General features: G+C 60.8%; 17 protein-coding genes. 12 read left to right on the top strand and 5 right to left on the bottom strand.

The window, feature by feature from the left end; genetic code table 11:
* Positions 1 to 113 precede the first annotated feature (113 nt).
* The gene (locus tag QEO92_RS02330) at positions 114 to 995 is read right to left on the bottom strand and encodes an SMP-30/gluconolactonase/LRE family protein (protein WP_227702026.1); all 882 of its coding nucleotides are present in this window, start codon (positions 993 to 995) and stop codon (positions 114 to 116) included.
* 387 nt (positions 996 to 1,382) lie between these two features.
* Here QEO92_RS02330 and QEO92_RS02335 point away from each other — a divergent pair, with 387 nt between their 5' ends.
* The 11 genes from QEO92_RS02335 to QEO92_RS02385 all read left to right on the top strand — a co-directional run bounded on the left by QEO92_RS02335 (position 1,383) and on the right by QEO92_RS02385 (position 11,840).
* Entirely contained in the window at positions 1,383 to 2,117 is a 735-nt protein-coding gene (locus QEO92_RS02335; protein ID WP_227702027.1) for a LuxR family transcriptional regulator, read from the top strand.
* 369 nt (positions 2,118 to 2,486) lie between these two features.
* Positions 2,487 to 3,638: an iron-sulfur cluster carrier protein ApbC gene (gene apbC, locus QEO92_RS02340; protein WP_227702028.1), complete on the top strand. Its 1,152-nt coding sequence runs from the start codon at positions 2,487 to 2,489 to the stop codon at positions 3,636 to 3,638.
* Between the two features lie 304 nt (positions 3,639 to 3,942).
* Positions 3,943 to 4,914 carry a magnesium transporter CorA family protein gene (locus tag QEO92_RS02345; protein WP_037159874.1) on the top strand — a complete coding sequence of 324 codons (972 nt, stop codon included), beginning with the start codon at positions 3,943 to 3,945 and terminating at the stop codon, positions 4,912 to 4,914.
* Positions 4,915 to 4,927: 13 nt separating this feature from the next.
* Positions 4,928 to 6,829 carry a potassium transporter Kup gene (locus QEO92_RS02350; RefSeq protein ID WP_037158323.1) on the top strand — a complete coding sequence of 634 codons (1,902 nt, stop codon included), beginning with the start codon at positions 4,928 to 4,930 and terminating at the stop codon, positions 6,827 to 6,829.
* A 156-nt stretch (positions 6,830 to 6,985) separates the two neighbouring features.
* Complete coding sequence (locus tag QEO92_RS02355) at positions 6,986 to 8,140, top strand: cell wall hydrolase (RefSeq protein WP_037159872.1); 1,155 nt, start codon at positions 6,986 to 6,988, stop codon at positions 8,138 to 8,140.
* A gap of 267 nt (positions 8,141 to 8,407) precedes the next feature.
* Entirely contained in the window at positions 8,408 to 8,758 is a 351-nt protein-coding gene (locus QEO92_RS02360; RefSeq protein ID WP_037158321.1) for an AtpZ/AtpI family protein, read from the top strand.
* A 64-nt stretch (positions 8,759 to 8,822) separates the two neighbouring features.
* A complete protein-coding gene (locus tag QEO92_RS02365; protein ID WP_037158319.1) occupies positions 8,823 to 9,575 on the top strand; it encodes a F0F1 ATP synthase subunit A in 753 nt (250 codons plus the stop codon).
* Positions 9,576 to 9,641: 66 nt separating this feature from the next.
* On the top strand, positions 9,642 to 9,869 hold the full coding sequence (locus QEO92_RS02370; RefSeq protein ID WP_037158317.1) for a F0F1 ATP synthase subunit C: 228 nt from the start codon (positions 9,642 to 9,644) through the stop codon (positions 9,867 to 9,869).
* An 82-nt stretch (positions 9,870 to 9,951) separates the two neighbouring features.
* The gene (locus QEO92_RS02375; RefSeq protein WP_407720743.1) at positions 9,952 to 10,599 is read left to right on the top strand and encodes a F0F1 ATP synthase subunit B; all 648 of its coding nucleotides are present in this window, start codon (positions 9,952 to 9,954) and stop codon (positions 10,597 to 10,599) included.
* Positions 10,600 to 10,603: 4 nt separating this feature from the next.
* Entirely contained in the window at positions 10,604 to 11,089 is a 486-nt protein-coding gene (locus QEO92_RS02380) for a F0F1 ATP synthase subunit B (RefSeq protein WP_037158313.1), read from the top strand.
* Positions 11,090 to 11,201: 112 nt separating this feature from the next.
* On the top strand, positions 11,202 to 11,840 hold the full coding sequence (locus QEO92_RS02385) for a glutathione S-transferase family protein (RefSeq protein WP_227702030.1): 639 nt from the start codon (positions 11,202 to 11,204) through the stop codon (positions 11,838 to 11,840).
* A 36-nt stretch (positions 11,841 to 11,876) separates the two neighbouring features.
* Here the strand turns inward: QEO92_RS02385 and QEO92_RS02390 are convergent, their stop codons facing one another.
* Positions 11,877 to 12,545: a ribonuclease HII gene (locus tag QEO92_RS02390; protein ID WP_227702031.1), complete on the bottom strand. Its 669-nt coding sequence runs from the start codon at positions 12,543 to 12,545 to the stop codon at positions 11,877 to 11,879.
* Between the two features lie 169 nt (positions 12,546 to 12,714).
* Entirely contained in the window at positions 12,715 to 13,872 is a 1,158-nt protein-coding gene (locus QEO92_RS02395; RefSeq protein WP_227702032.1) for a PA0069 family radical SAM protein, read from the bottom strand.
* Positions 13,873 to 14,002: 130 nt separating this feature from the next.
* Here QEO92_RS02395 and QEO92_RS02400 point away from each other — a divergent pair, with 130 nt between their 5' ends.
* Positions 14,003 to 14,521 carry a glycosyltransferase family 2 protein gene (locus tag QEO92_RS02400; protein ID WP_037159870.1) on the top strand — a complete coding sequence of 173 codons (519 nt, stop codon included), beginning with the start codon at positions 14,003 to 14,005 and terminating at the stop codon, positions 14,519 to 14,521.
* Between the two features lies 1 nt (position 14,522).
* Here QEO92_RS02400 and moaB read toward each other — a convergent pair whose 3' ends face one another.
* Together moaB and QEO92_RS02410 are read right to left on the bottom strand one after the other, a co-directional pair.
* Entirely contained in the window at positions 14,523 to 15,074 is a 552-nt protein-coding gene (gene moaB / locus QEO92_RS02405; protein ID WP_037158304.1) for a molybdenum cofactor biosynthesis protein B, read from the bottom strand.
* Positions 15,071 to 15,988 (bottom strand): 4-(cytidine 5'-diphospho)-2-C-methyl-D-erythritol kinase, encoded by a 918-nt coding sequence (locus QEO92_RS02410; protein WP_227702033.1) that lies wholly within the window; start codon positions 15,986 to 15,988, stop codon positions 15,071 to 15,073. Before QEO92_RS02410 ends, moaB begins: the two co-directional genes overlap by 4 nt.
* Positions 15,989 to 15,992 lie beyond the last annotated feature (4 nt).

The following is a 15,992-nucleotide window of genomic DNA, read 5'->3' on the forward strand; positions in this document are numbered from 1 at the left end:
GTTCAAGAGGAAAATGTCACGAAAGGCGATTGGTTCCGGATCAAATTGCTGAAATTTTAGGCGGTTCTGGTGGAACTTTTCGGCGTTCTCGCAGTTTGGGACCTCTTTCGAATTTACGGGCGATAGGCGGGTTCAGGATTGCACTGGATCGGCGCAGCGATCTCAAAAAGTGCTCCCGCCAAGGGTTCGCCGGCCCGCGCCGCATCATCCAGCCCCTCCCAGGCAGAGGTTACGGCAAGCCTCCCGTCGCCAATGAAGGCCGGGCAGGTGGTCCTGCGCGCCGGTAAGAGATGGCGCGACAGATGCGTGCCGTCCGCCGCATAGTGATCGACGGCCCCCTGACCCCAACGTGCGTTCCAGATCGTCCCGTCGCTTGCGCAGATGGAGCCGTCGATGCCGCCCGGCTTGCCATTCTCATCGACAAGCACGGTGGCGTCGCCAGCCGGCAGGCCCGTCTCGGGATCGAGCGGAACGCGCATTAGCCGATTGACCCGCGTATCGGCGTAATAGCCAATCGTCCCGTCCGGCGAAAAGCAGATCGAGTTCGGGATGCTGATCCGATCGAAGAGCTTCGTTACCACGCCGTGGGCCACATGATAGATGGCGCCGACACCGTCTTCGGCTTTCCTGCCCATCGTGCCGATCCAGAGGCTGCCCGAGGGATGTACGCGACCGTCGTTGGAGCGGTTGCCAGGCTTTTCTGGCTCCAGTTCACGATAGGGAGAAAGCCTTCCGCTTGCCCGGTCGCGGACAAAGAGGCCTTTGTCGCTCGCCAGCAATTGCCGGGTAGAATCGATGGAGGCGAGCGCGCTGCCCATGACCGGCAATGTGTGGACGATTTCGCGACCGGTCGCCATATGCAGTTCGTGCAATGCCTTTCCAAGGATGTCGAACCACCAGAGCGTTGCGGTCTCCGATTCGAAGGTGGGGCCTTCTCCAAGTTCGCAAAGGGACGAGGAAAGGACAGCACCCTCAAAATTGTAAGCGGTCGTCACGGAAAATCTCCAATTGCAGTCAGGGCAGGCGAATCTGTATCATTCAAACGCGAGTTCGCAAATGTTCGGCATAGCTGATTTGATCCCCAACAATTATCTCCTGACAAAGGATTGGAAGCATGCGAAGATTTTTTAAAATGGGCAAACGGCACGATCACAAGCCGGAACTGATAATTAGCAACAAATTTGGCACTTATTTAAACTCAAGATGGCAGCCTTGACCAAGGGTGCGTCAGGCGGGAATGCCTTCAGTGAGATCCAGAAGATCCTCAGTGCATTTCCGTCGCGGCAGGTATTGCGAATAAATAACGAATGGCCGGTTCGAGGCGGATGTATGGGAAATGCCATGGGTCGCTCGATTGCGGCGGGCGAGCAAAGAAGCAAGTGATGTCCATCAATACCGAGAAAGCTGGAAAAACTCCGGCCTTTGACGGAAATGTCGAAGAGATCGCGGGTCTCAGGACTCAGTTCGACGTGTTCCGGTTCATGAAGCGAGCGATGGAACATTACGGCTGCCGAACCTTCATGGTTCTCAACCTTCCCCCGGCCACCTCTCTCGAGTTGTCGAGCAACACCGTGATCACGAACTGGCCGGCCGAGTTGATGGCCCACTTCGATCGCGAAGGACTGATGCGGACGAGTCCCATCCTTCGCAGGCTCCACGCTTCGACCCTGCCGATAACCTTCGATCTGGAAACGGTCGGTCCCGAGCGGCGCGGCCCGCTGGTGCGCAGCATTTTTGGGCGGTTCGGCATCGTCCGTGGCGCTTATTTTCCGGTGCATGACATGTCCGGCGGCCGCGGCGCGGTTTCCTTCGCCGGCGACGGCCCGCCCTTCACCCGTCAGCAGATGATGGAACTGATGTATATCTCCATCCATGTCTTTGAGCGGCTGTCTGAAATCCGTAATCTCGACGTGCGCGTCACGGACATGCTGACGGACCGCGAAATCGACTGCCTGAATTGGACGGCTGCCGGTAAGACCAGCGCGGAAATCGCCGAGATCCTCGGTCTCTCGGAGCATACAGTGAATCACTACCTGAACCGTGCGGCAAAAAAGCTCGACACGGTCAACCGCACCCAGGCAGTGGCCAAGGCACTCCGTATCGGCTTGATAAAGTAAAAAAATCCGTGCTGCACTGCACACAAATTCATCACTGCCCAAGGCTAGATCGACGAAAAAAGCGTCCGGATCTGGCAGGTTGCTGCGCTGCAGCAGTATTTCCCATCAGAAGTAGTTGAAAAAACTCAATAAAAGGAAGCATCTTCCCGTCTGGCATGTTTCGTGCTTCTGTATGGTACAGGTCCAGAGGGGACTGTGAAGCGCCCCAAGAGGCGTGCCAAGAAAAGCCGTCGTTCGATCAGTGCGCCATACGGCTGCCGATCGGGCGGCGGCTTAATCTTTCTTGCTCCCAGCAATGCGGAACACCTATATACGCCGAAAGCGACCTTTCGTTTCGGAAGGATGCTTGAAAAATCGGGAGTTTGAAAAATGTCCGACGTGACGAAGGAAGACGTGCTGGCGGTGCTTTCGAAGGTGCGCGGTCCGGATCTGGAAGGCGACATCGTCTCGCGTGGCATGGTGTCGGATGTCTTTATTTCCGACAACAAGGTCTATTTTTCCATCACCGTGCCGTCCGAGCGTGCGCAGGAACTGGAGCCGTTGCGCATCGCTGCCGAGCGCAGCGTCAAGGCGATGCCGGGCGTCAAGGGTGCGCTGGTGACGCTGACGGCGGACCGCAAGGCGGGCTCGTCACCGCCGCCGCGCCCGCAGCCTCCGTCCTCTGCCGGTCAATCCCATGGTCATGCTTCGGGACATTCTCATCCGCCGCAGCGCGAGAAGGCTGGCGTACCGGGAGTGGGCGCGATTATCGCGGTGGCCTCGGGCAAGGGCGGCGTCGGCAAATCGACGACGGCCGTCAATCTCGCTCTCGGGCTTCAGGCGAATGGCTTGCGCGTCGGCATTCTGGATGCCGACATCTACGGCCCTTCCGTACCGCGGCTTCTGAAGATTTCCGGCCGCCCGCAACAGATCGAGAATCGCATCATAAAGCCGATGGAGAATTATGGCCTGAAGGCCATGTCCATGGGTTTCCTCGTGGATGAGGAGACGGCAATGATCTGGCGCGGCCCGATGGTCCAGTCGGCGCTGATGCAGATGTTGCGCGAAGTGGCCTGGGGCGAGCTCGACGTGCTGGTCGTCGACATGCCGCCCGGCACGGGCGATGCGCAGCTCACCATGGCGCAGCAGGTGCCGCTTGCCGGCGCCGTTATCGTCTCGACACCGCAGGATCTGGCGCTTATCGACGCCCGCAAGGGGATCGCCATGTTCCGCAAGGTGGAGGTGCCGCTGCTCGGCATCATCGAGAACATGAGCTATTTCCTCGCCCCGGATACCGGCAAGCGCTACGATATCTTCGGCCACGGCGGCGCACGCGGCGAGGCAGAGCGGATCGGGGTGCCCTTCCTGGGCGAGGTGCCGCTGACGATCGACATCCGCGAGCGGTCCGATGCCGGAACTCCGGCGGTCGTTTCCGATCCGCAAGGGGCGACGGCGGAGATCTACCGGCAGATCGCCGCAAAGGTCTGGGCCGAGCTCGGCGGTCGCGCTCCACGACAGACACCGGCCATCGTTTTCGAATAAAATCCGTATAAGCGAAATGCCATCGCGGCAAACGAACCGTTCGACTTTGGTCGGAAGTGGCTAAGGCCGGCGTTCCCGGCCAAGACCTTGATGCCGATCGAGATTCCTCTCGCAGCCGCATGCCCTCTTGAACATCCTGCGGGCCGGAGTCATGTTGCCGCGCTGACAGCGACGTTTATACGCCTCTTGATTTTGACTATGGCTATCTTTATAGGCGCGTCCCGCTGGAGGCCGAATGGCCCTGGAAGGAGCCGGCAAGCCCGCTTCTCGTTCAAGGCCGACGGATTTCGGCCGGAGACAAAGATTGATCAATGCCTATAGCGCCAATGGCTCGACGAGGACGCTTCTGCCGGCAGAGGCGCTGCCGCAGCTTCCAGACGATGTCACGTGGATCGATCTCGTAAACCCCACACCGCAGGAAGATGCCTATGTGGAGGGGCTTGTCGGCATTCAGGTCCCGACCCGAGTTGACCTCAGGGACATCGAGCCGTCGAGCCGCCTCTACATCGAGAAGGACGCAGTCTTCATGACCGCTTCTCTGGTCTGGCGTGCGGATGGCAAGGATCCCCAGCTCACCGACGTGGCCTTCATCCTCTCGGGCAACCGGCTGATCACTGTCCGCTACGCGGAACCGAAGAGTTTTCAGCTCTTCATCGCCGCTCTCGGCCGCGCGCCAGACGAGATGCGCAACGGCGTGACGCTGCTCGGGAGACTGCTGGAGACGATAGCCGATCGCACGGCCGAGATTCTCGAAAACACGGTCGATCGTGTCGACAAGCTGTCGTCCGATATCTTCCGTGATCACGGCAGACGCCGTGCGCCGCGGTTCCTGGAAGCCAAGCTTGCGGACATCGCCGATCATCATCGTTTGATCAGCAAGGTGCGTGACAGCCTGGGCTCGCTTTCCAGGCTCCTGACCTTCCTGATGAACGTCCCGTTGATCAAGGGCGACAAGAGTGATGCCAGCCTTTGTCGCACGGTTGCGCACGACGTCAACACGTTGTCGGAACACGCCGCCTTCATCGCCGGCAATATCGCCTTCCTGCTGGATGCTTCGCTCGGTCTCATCAATGTCGAACAGAACGCCATCATCAAGATCTTCTCGATCGCATCGGTCGTCTTCCTGCCGCCGACGCTCGTCGCCTCCATCTACGGCATGAATTTTCATCTCATGCCGGAACTCGACTGGCACTTTGGATATCCGCTCGCAATCGTCGCGATGATCCTGTCCGCCATTATTCCCTTTTTCGTCTTCCGCTGGAAAGGCTGGCTCTGAAGCCAGACACGCCATGGGTCAACCCGCTGAAATTCATGTCACCGAAGAAACGAAGGGGCAGAGCCTTTTCGCGCTTGCGCTTGGCTCCGTCGGTGTCGTCTACGGCGATATCGGCACGAGCCCGCTCTACGCGTTCCGCGAGGCCCTGAAGCCGGTCGCCCATGACGGCGTTACGCAGACCGAAATCATCGGCCTTATCTCGCTGATGATCTGGGCGCTGACGATCATCGTGACGTTCAAATACGTGCTCTTCCTGCTGCGCGCCGATAACGATGGCGAAGGTGGTACGCTTTCTTTGCTCGCCATGCTCACCAAGACGGCCAATGGCCATAAGGCATTCCTGATGCTGCTTGGCCTTATCGGCGCGGCGCTCTTCCTGGGCGATGCGATGATCACCCCGGCGCTTTCGGTCATGTCGGCTGTCGAGGGGCTGAAGCTCGTGACGCCGACCTTGCAGAATGCCGTGCTGCCGATTTCGGTCGGCATCCTGATCGCGCTTTTTGCCATCCAGTCGAAGGGAACGGGGCTTGTTTCGGCCTTCTTTGGGCCGATCACCGCTCTCTGGTTCATCGCCATCGGGGGCTTCGGCGTCGTTCATATTTCCGATGACTACAGTATCCTGGCAGCCTTCAATCCGTGGTACGCTATGGAGTTCATGCTGCACGAGGGCTTTGTCGGCATCGTTGTGCTCGGCGCGGTCTTTCTGACGGTCACCGGGGCGGAAGCGCTCTATGCCGACCTCGGTCATTTCGGACGCCGGCCGATCCAGTGGGCCTGGTTCGTGCTGGTGTTTCCGGCCCTGACGCTCAATTACCTGGGGCAGGGCGCCTTCGTGCTGAAGCACCCGGAAGCGATGTCCGATCCCTTCTATTTGATGTTCCCGCAATGGGCGCTGCTGCCGATGGTGATCCTGGCGACGGCCGCAACCATCATTGCCAGCCAGGCGGTGATTACCGGCGCGTTCTCATTGGTGCGTCAGGCGATCCACCTCGGTTATCTGCCGCGCATGCAGATACTCATCACTTCCGAGACCAATATCGGCCAGATATTCCTGCCGTCGGTCAACACGCTGCTTCTGGTCGGCGTGACTGCGCTGGTGCTCGGCTTCGAGAGTTCCGAGGCGCTCGCCACCGCCTATGGTATCTCCGTGACCGGCGCCATGGTCGTCACCACGCTGATGGCCTTCGAATTCGTGCGGGCGAAATGGAAATGGCCGCAGACACTCGCCATCGCCACGCTGGCGCCGCTGCTTGCGCTGGAACTGGTCTTCCTCGGCGCCAATCTCCTGAAGATCCACGACGGAGGCTGGGTGCCGATCACGATGGCAATCATCTTCACCATCATCATGTGGACCTGGAAGCGCGGTGCGGCGATTCTTTTCGAAAAGACCCGCCGCATAGACGTGCCGCTTGCGACCTTCGTCCCCATGGTGGAGAAGAAGAGCGATCATGCACCGGTCTCGGTGCCGGGCGTGGCGATCTTCCTGACCAGCGATCCGGAAACGGCTCCTGCGGCGTTGCTGCACAATATCAAGCACAACCACGTTCTGCACGAGAAGAACGTCATCCTGACAATCGTGACGGTCAACAAGCCGCGCGTCTCCGTGGAAGAGCGGTTCAAGATCGAGAAGATTTCCGAGCGTTTCACGCTGATCGAACTGCGTTTCGGCTTCATGCAGTCGCACAATGTCTCGCAGGCGCTCGCTTATTTGAGGAAAACTGGCTTCAAGTTCGACATCATGTCGACCTCCTTTTATCTCGGCCGCCGCAAGCTCGTGCCGGATGCCGAATCCGGCATGCCGATGTGGCAGGACCGGCTGTTCATCGCCATGGCCAACACCGCGACCGATCCTTCCGACTATTTCCACCTGCCGGCCAACCGGGTGGTGGAGCTCGGCTCGCATGTCATCATCTGATACACATCACCCTGACGTTTATGTGAATCTGCTAAATAAGCCGGATTTCAGGACGCTTCGGCCATCCGCGTTAACCGCGCATCAAGGTTAATGATCGATCTTCATCGGGTCGTCGTTGCCGTTGTGGAGTTTTCGGTTTTGCGTTCGAAGCGTATTTTGAGTCGCAAGTCCTCGTCCCGTCCGGATGCCTGGACTTCTCCGGCTGTCTTCGGCCTCGCCTGCTGGCTGCTTTTTCCATCCTCTCCCGCCCAGGGAGACCTCGCCGATCTTCTGACCGGTTTCAATAACGCGGATCAGTGGCGCATGGTGCTCACCAATTCCCCGGCAGGCTCGATCCATCAGGCCTCGCTGGCATTCCCGGGCCTGAAAGACGCCGTTTCCGGCAATGCGGGAATCACTCTTCCGGATGGCCGCAAGATCGCCCTGGTCGATGAGAAGAAATCCACTGATCCGCGCCCGGATGAAGAGCGCGTCAACCGCGCCTCAAAGAAGGGACGCGTCGTCGCCGTCGAGCCGATGCAGCCGCCCAAGGCCTTTTCTGCGGGTTCCGTGTTGCAACGCTCCAGCGCGCTTACGCTGCCGATCGAAACACGCAAGGAGCTGACGGCCTTTGCCAAGCCCGGTAAGGCGCAGAAGCAGATCGAACTCGCCTCCTTCTATTTCCGCAAGAAGGAAGAACCGAAGCCGGACGACGGCCTCCTGCCGATGGTCGCAAGCCTCATCAACAACAGCCATGCCGACGTGCTCGCGACCGCCTATGCGCCGCCGGAGCCCGATTTCGCCAAGCAGTCGCCCTTCGATGCGATTCTGAAGGAAAAGCCGAATGTGGGCCGGTTCATTCCGCCGATCGGGCCGAAGGATCACGCCTGGGCTGCGACGCCGCTGCCGCCTTCCGCATTCTCCGCCCGTGAACAGCAATGCCTCGCCTCCGGCATCTATTTCGAAGCGCGCAGCGAATCCGCCCGCGGCCAGGCGGCGGTTGCTCAGGTGATTCTGAACCGCGTCCGCAATCCTGCCTATCCGGGCACGATTTGCGACGTCGTCTACCAGAACGAGGATTGGCGCAATCGCTGCCAGTTTTCCTTCGCCTGCGACCGGATCAAGGACCGCATCCGCTCGCAATATCATTGGAAGATGGCCCGCGAAGTGGCAATGGCGGTGACGGCGGGCAAGATCTGGCTGCCGGAAGTGGGGTCCGCCACCCACTACCATGCCGTCTATGTACGGCCGGCTTGGGCGCGCACGATGAAGAAGGTCGGCCGCATCGGCCTGCATGTCTTCTATCGCACCTATGGCGGCGGCTGGAGCTGAGGCTTCCCCCGGCGTCACAATGGGCAGCGATTCCCGCGACAGTTTTACCCGGCTCAGGTTGCATTGCCTGTAACTATATGAAACTTCTCGGCTAATTTACCTCAGTCTAACAGCCTTGGACGCCTTGACTATATGGGCGCTCAAAACTATGTTGCGCGCGACTTGAAAACGGGCCGGAAGGCGCGAAATCCCTCGCTGGCTGCATTATAGATGGCCGGCCGGCATGCAGGCTGTTGGGTCTGGAAGCCGGAGGAGGGGAGGACGCGAATGACGGATGATCGGGACGATGGTCTGGAAGAGCGCCGGAGGCGCCTGTCCGCAGAGCTTGCGAACAGGAAGGCCGAAGACGTGGCAGAGGCGAAGAGGGACGCGCAATCGGAAGAAAGCCGCAAGGGCATGGCTCTTGGCTTCAAGCTTTCCTCCGAGTTCATCTCCGCCGTCGCGGTTGGCGCCATCCTGGGCTATATGCTCGACCGTTTTGCCGGTACGTCGCCGTGGGGGCTGATCGTTTTGCTTCTCCTCGGTTTCTGTGCCGGTGTTTTGAATGTGCTCCGCTCCGTCGGCATGGTGGCTCCGCCACCGTCCATGCAGAAGCGGAACGACAAGGATGGGAAATGAAGCGGCCTTCGGCGGCTTCGATAATGAGCAAAGTCGCTTCGGCGGCGAAGGAAAGAGGTAGACGGTGGCAAACGATCCGATCCATCAGTTTCAGATCAGCAAGATCGTTCCGATCGAGATCGGCGGCATCGACTTCTCCTTCACAAATGCATCTCTTTTCATGGTCGCGACCATAGCTTGCGCTGCAGGCTTTCTTTATTTTGCGACGTCTCAGCGCGGCCTCATCCCGGGACGGGCGCAGTCGGTCGCGGAAATGTCCTATGAGTTCATCGCCGGAATGCTGCGCGAAGGCGCGGGCAGCCACGGCATGAAGTTCTTCCCGCTGGTCTTCTCGCTGTTCATGTTCGTGCTGACCGCGAACCTGCTCGGCATGTTTCCTTATTTCTTCACCGTTACCAGCCAGATCATCGTCACCTTCGCGCTTGCGCTTCTGGTCATCGGCACGGTCCTCGTCTACGGCTTCTACAAGCACGGCCTGCACTTCCTGCAGCTCTTCGTGCCGAGCGGTGTGCCGGGCGCGCTGCTGCCGCTGGTCGTCTCGATCGAAATCATCTCGTTCCTCTCCCGCCCGGTTTCGCTCTCCGTTCGTCTTTTCGCGAACATGCTTGCCGGCCACATCACGCTGAAAGTGTTCGCAGGCTTCGTCGCCTCGCTTGGAACCCTCGGCGCACTCGGCATCGGCGGTGCAGTCCTTCCCCTCATCATGACGGTCGCCCTGACCGGTCTCGAATTCCTCGTCGCCTTCCTCCAGGCTTACGTCTTTGCGGTGCTGACCTGCATGTACCTCAACGACGCGATCCATCCCGGCGGGCACTAAGGATAACGACATTGGCGTCCTGAGGCGTCAGTCATCAGCCGCAACAACCATTTCAAGGAGTTTCTCATGGAAGCGGAAGCAGCAAAGTTCATCGGTGCAGGTCTGGCTTGCTTTGGCATGGCCGGCACGGCTCTCGGCCTCGGCAACATCTTCGGCAACTACCTCTCGGGCGCCCTGCGCAACCCGTCCGCCGCTGACAGCCAGTTCGGCCGTCTGGTATTCGGCTTCGCCGTTACGGAAGCTCTGGGCATCTTCTCGCTGCTCATCGCTCTCCTGCTGCTCTACGCAGTCTGATACCTGGCCAGGGATCGGGATCGCGGCCGCTTGGAAAAGCGCGCCGTGATCCTTCGCATTTGGAATACACCTGGAGGTGATGATGTTCGTGACCTCGGCACATGCGCAGACCGCGCCGGCCGCTCCTGAAACGCCTGCAGCACCGGGCACCGCCCCTGCGGGCGATACGCATGCCGCGCCGGCTGGCGAAGTGCATACCGAAACCGGCGTCGCCCATGAAGGCGAGCACGGTGGCGGAACCTTCCCGCCCTTCGACGCGACCTATTTCCCGTCGCAGATCCTCTGGCTCGTCATCACCTTCGGCCTCTTCTATCTCCTGATGAAGAAGGTCATCGTTCCGCGCGTCGGCGGCATTCTCGAACACCGCCATGACCGGATCGCCCAGGACCTCGACGAGGCCGCCCGCCTGAAGGCGGAAGCGGATGCTGCCGTCGAGACCTATGAAAAGGAACTGGCCGCCGCCCGTTCCAAGGGGCATTCGATTGCCGAAACCGCCCGCGAAGCCGCCAAGACGAAGGCTGCCGCCGACCGTGCTGCGATCGAGGCCGAACTAGCTCAGAAGCTTGCGGTGGCCGAAACCCGCATTGGAGAGATCAAGGCGCAGGCTTTTGCCCATGTCGGCCAGATCGCCGAAGAAACCGCATCTGCCATCGTCGATCAGCTGATCGGCGCCAAGGCAACTGGCGATGACATCAAGGCTGCGGTTGCAGCCGTGAAGACGGAGGCCTGATCCGATGGCATTCGATGCAACATTTTTTGCGTTCGTCGGTCTCGTCCTCTTCCTGGCTCTGATCGTCTATCTCAAAGTGCCGGGCATGATGGCGAAGTCGCTCGACGAGCGGGCCGAAAACATCCGCAAGGAACTCGACGAGGCAAAGCGTCTGCGTGACGAGGCTCAGCTATTGCTTGCCGAATACCAGCGCAAGCGCAAGGAAGCCGAAGCGGATGCCGCGCAGATCGTCGCCGCTGCCGAGCGTGAAGCTGCAGCTCTGACGGCGGAAGCCAAGCAGAAGACGGAGGAATTCGTCACTCGCCGCAATGCGCTTTCCGAGCAGAAGATCAAGCAGGCCGAGGCGGAAGCGATTGGCGCCGTGCGCTCTGCCGCTGTCGATCTTGCGATCGCCGCTGCCGAAAGCGTCATTGCCAAGAAGGCGGACGCCGCCACCCGGGATGCACTCTTTCAGGACGCCGTCGGCAAGGTGCAGTCGCGATTGAACTGATTCCGATTTTCATCGAACATCTGAAGCCTCCGAAGCGTTGAGCTCCGGGGGCTTTTCTTTTGCCGCCATCGTGTTCGCTGCAGCGAAGCGAGGCAAGGTTCGGAGACGGCCAATGCAGAAGCCAACACTGTTCGGTGCCGATTATAGTGTCTATGTGCGCGCGGCGCGGCTGACGCTCTTCGAGAAGGGCGTTGACTATGAACTGGTGCCGGTCGACGTCTTCGCCGCGGGCGGCCCGCCTGCCACCTATCTGGAAAGGCAGCCTTTCGGGCGTATTCCTTCCTTCGAGCACGACGGCTTCGCACTCTATGAGACCGGCGCCATCACCAGATATGTGGACGAGGGGTTTGAAGGACCTGATCTGCAGCCCGGCGATCCCCGCGCCCGGGCGCGGATGAACCAGATCATCAGCATCGCGGATGGTTATCTCTACTCGACTCTCGTCTGGGGCATCTATGTCGAGCAGGTCTCGAAGCCTCCGAGCGGCAGGCAGACGGATATTGCCAAGCTGCAGCCAGCACTCGATCGGGCGCCGACCTGCCTGCGGGCGATCAGTGATCTGATGGCGAATGGCCCATGGCTATGCGGAAGCGCCCTCAGCCTCGCCGATCTCCATGTCGCGCCGATGATCGACTATTTCCTCAAGGCACCGGTCGCTTCGGACATGATGGCCGGGAATCCGGCGGTCGTCGCGTGGTGGGAACGGATGGCGGATCGCCCGAGCATGCGAGCGACGGACCCGAAGAGTTGATGTTCGGCGCAGGCGGACGAAAGCTGGCCTTGGCGGTCAACCCTCCGGCAGATCGTCCTTCCGAAGCGGCCGGAAACTCATCCGGTGCAGGCGGCAGGGGCCGTGCATCTCGATGCCGGCACGGTGCTGCGGCGTGCCATAGCCCGCGTGATTGGCAAAGCCGTAGGCCGGGAACACATGGTGGGCGCGAGCCATCATCCGGTCCCGTGTGACCTTGGCGATGATCGAGGCGGCGGCGATCGAAACGGAGCGTGCATCGCCCTGGATGACCGCCTTGCCGGGACAGCAAAGGCCGGCGGGCACGTCGCGGCCATCGGCGAGTACATAGGCCGGGGTTATGGCAAGACCGGCTATGGCCCGACGCATGGCATCGAGGCTGGCGCGCAGAATATTGCGCTCGTCGATATGGCGGGGGCCGGAAGCGGCGATCGAGACCTCCGATGTGGCCATGATCGCCTCGAACAGCACTTCCCGCTGGGCGGCGGTGAGCTGCTTGGAATCGTTGAGACCATCCGGGATATTGTTCGGATCGAGGATTACGGCAGCCGCAACGACGGGGCCGGCTAGCGGCCCGCGCCCGGCCTCGTCGGTGCCGGCGACCGGCCAATGGCCGGCCTTGCGTGCCAGAAGTTCCAGGCTGAAATCCGGAACGAGCGGCACTTCTTCGAAAAGCATCGGAGAATCGGGTGACGTGCGAGGCAACATGGCGGCAACCTCGCACGCCGACCCGATCTCCTGCAACCCCGGACAAGCGATGCGGCGTCGCTATCCACCGGGGCGGCGGTGGAACCGGGGAGATTCCGGCACGCAATGGATGCGGGGAAGGTGCCGGAAAGAGAAAATCAAAAAATCGCAGGCTTCATGCCTGTCGTGCTCAAAGCAGTGAAAGCTGTATGCCTCCGCCGTCCGGCCGGATAAAAATGTCGTCGCGCAAAGGCAGGCCGCGGCGCACCATGCCGAGCCGCTTCACCGCCATCTCGAAGCGGCGGCCGATCTGCCATGCATAGGGGCCGGCACCCTTCATCCGCTTGCCCCACTCGGCATCATAGTCCTTGCCGCCGCGCATCGAGCGGATCAGCGACATCACGTGCCGGTAGCGGTTCGGATAGTTCTGCAGAAGCCAGTCGCGGAAGAGCGGGCTCACCTCCAGCGGCAGGCGGAGCAGAACATAGCTTGCCTCGGCTGCTCCTGCCGCATGGCCGGCTTCCAGAATGCGCTCGATCTCGTGATCGTTAAGCGCCGGGATCACGGGCGCCACCATGACCGCCGTCGGAATGCCGGCACCGGTCAGCGCCTTGATAGCGGTAAGACGCTTGGGAGGGGTCGAGGCGCGCGGCTCCATGGTGCGGGCCAGCTTGCGGTCGAGCGTCGTGACGGAAATGCCGACCTTCGCAAGCCCTTTCGAAGCCATTTCGGAAAGGATGTCGATATCGCGGGTGATCAGCGCCGATTTCGTCACGATAGCGACGGGATGGTTGGCCTTGTTCAGCACTTCGAGAATCTGCCGCATGATGCGCCATTCCCGCTCGATCGGCTGATAGGGATCGGTATTCGTCCCGATCGCGATCGCCCGCACCTTGTAGTCGGGCTTGCTCAGTTCCCTTTCGAGCAGCTTCGGCACGTCGGGCTTGGCGAAAAGCTTCGATTCGAAATCGAGTCCCGGCGAAAGCCCCATATAGCTGTGGGTCGGGCGTGCGAAACAATAGATGCAGCCGTGTTCACAGCCGCGATAGGGATTGATCGAACGGTCGAAGGAGAGATCGGGTGAATCGTTGCGGGTGATTGCCGTACGCGGCTTTTCCACCTGCACCTCGGTCTTGAACGGTTCCAGCTCCTCGATCGTCTGCCAGCCGTCGTCGAAAATCTCACGGCGCTCCTCCTCGAAGCGGCCGCTCGGATTCAAGCCCGCGCCGCGTCCGCGCCGACGGTCGACCTCTACCCTGAGGCCGGAGGACTTCACCAGCGCATCGGCAATATCCGCCGTATGGGCAGGCGCAAAGGCAGCCTGCCGCAAATGGGACAGCTCGTTCATCGGACGCTCCTGAAGGGGAAATTCCCCGTTCGTGATGATTAAATTCCTAGCCTCAAAACGAGAACATTGCAAGAACAAATTTTGAAAACGGTTTCTGGCATTCCCTGTTGCAATGCGGTAAATGTCAGGAATGCTGACTGTCATCATGGAATGCCGCGACCAGGAATCGGAGCTGGCGCAGACGCTCTCCATTCTTGTTTCCGCCGCGGTGGAAGGGCTTGTAAGCGATGTGGTGGTGCTCGATCACGGCTCGCGGGATGGAACCTCCCACGTCGCCGATGCGGCCGGCTGCCGTTTCCACACCCATTGGGAGATCAAGGACATCCTGCGCGGCGCGCGGGGGGAGTGGCTGCTTCTGGTGGAGCCGGGCGCGCGGCTGCAGGCCGGTTGGATCGACGAGGTGATGGAATATATCGCGCTCAACAAGCGGCCGGCCCGATTCGCGCCGTCGCGAACCTATCGGCGACCGTTCTTCAAGCGCATCGGGCGTGCGGTGCCGCCTCTGGAATACGGCCTGCTTTTGCCGAAACGACAGGCGATCGCGCTCGCCAAGTCCGGCATGGACCTGGAAGCGCTCGCCAGGGGGCAGAAGGCCTCGAAGCTCGTCAGCGAGATGATCCCTGCCTGGGTGGCGGCGTCAGCCCGCTGACTTATTTTCCGGCGCCCCGCTTCAAATGCTCGTCGAGCCGTGGCATGATTTCGATGAAATTGCAGGGCATGTGGCGATAGTCGAGCTGTGCCTTCAATATGCCGTCCCAGGCATCCTTGCAGGCGCCCGGCGAGCCCGGCAGCACGAAAATGAAGGTTGCATTCGCGACGCCGCCCGTCGCCCGCGACTGGATCGTCGAGGTGCCGATCTTGTCGTAGGAGATTCGGTGGAAGACTTCGGAAAAACCGTCCATCCGTTTTTCAAAGAGAGGTTCGAGCGCTTCCGGCGTCACGTCGCGGCCGGTGAAGCCTGTGCCGCCGGTGGTGATCACCACGTCGATCTCCGGATCGAGGGTCCATTCCCGAACCTGTTGAGCGATCCGTTCCTTGTCGTCGGACACGATGGAGCGGGCCTTGAGCTGGTGGCCTGCCTCGGCGATCCTGGCAACGAGCGTGTCGCCCGACTTGTCGTTCTCCGGCGTGCGCGTATCGGAAACGGTCAGCACTGCAATGCCGACGGGAATGAAATGGCGTGTTTCGTCTATCCGGTTCATGGCTCTGTACCGATGGTCTGCACGGCCTGAAAATACCAGTCCGGCTTCTGCTCGTTAAGGCTGTCCACTGCTTTTTGGGCTGTTTCGAGGGAAGGAAATATCCCGAAACAGGTCGCGCCCGAACCGGACATGCGCGTCAGCATGGCCCCTTCGGCGCCGATCATGTTGGAGATCTGATCGATCTCGCGCACGAGTGAACGGGCCGGCGGTTCGAGGTCGTTGCGTAACGTTTTGAGGAAAGGTACCCAGTCGTCGTCACGTGCGCCGATAGACGGGTTGTCCTTGCGAAGCAGACGCCGGAAGATGTCCGGCGTCGAAACGCCAATGAGCGGATTGCCGAGCACAAGTGGCAGCGAGGGCAGGGTGGGCAGCGTGGCGAGTTCTTCACCGATGCCCCTGGCCATCAGCGCCTCGCCCTTGAGGCACATGGGCACGTCGGCGCCGAGGAACAGACAGAGTGCGATAAGTTCCGGCTCCAGCAGGTTTGCATCCCAAAAGCGTAGGAGCCCGCGCAGCGTTGCGGCTGCATCTGCCGAGCCGCCGCCGATCCCGGCGGCGACGGGCAGGTTCTTTTCGAGATGGATGGCGACGGGTGTCGTTGCAATGCCCCGATCTGCAAGCGTCCGGCGCAAGAGGTCGCGCGCTTGCAGCACCAGGTTCCCGTCCCCTTCCGCCGCATCGGCCGGCACGAAATGGGCGAACCGGCCCGAGACGATGAAGTCGTCGGCTTCCGCCGCGGCAAAGCTCAGCACGTCGCCCCTGTCGGCGAAAGTCACGATGCTTTCCAGCAGATGATAGCCGTCGGCCCGCTGTCCGGTCACGTGCAGGGCGAGGTTGATCTTGGCAGGAGCCAGTTCAAAAAGGCCCGCCTCGCCGGCAGGCCCGTTTTCGGGAAACATGTTGTCGATCGGCATGAAG

This window comes from Neorhizobium petrolearium (genome assembly GCF_029854435.1).
In the GTDB taxonomy this organism is placed as follows: domain Bacteria; phylum Pseudomonadota; class Alphaproteobacteria; order Rhizobiales; family Rhizobiaceae; genus Neorhizobium; species Neorhizobium petrolearium.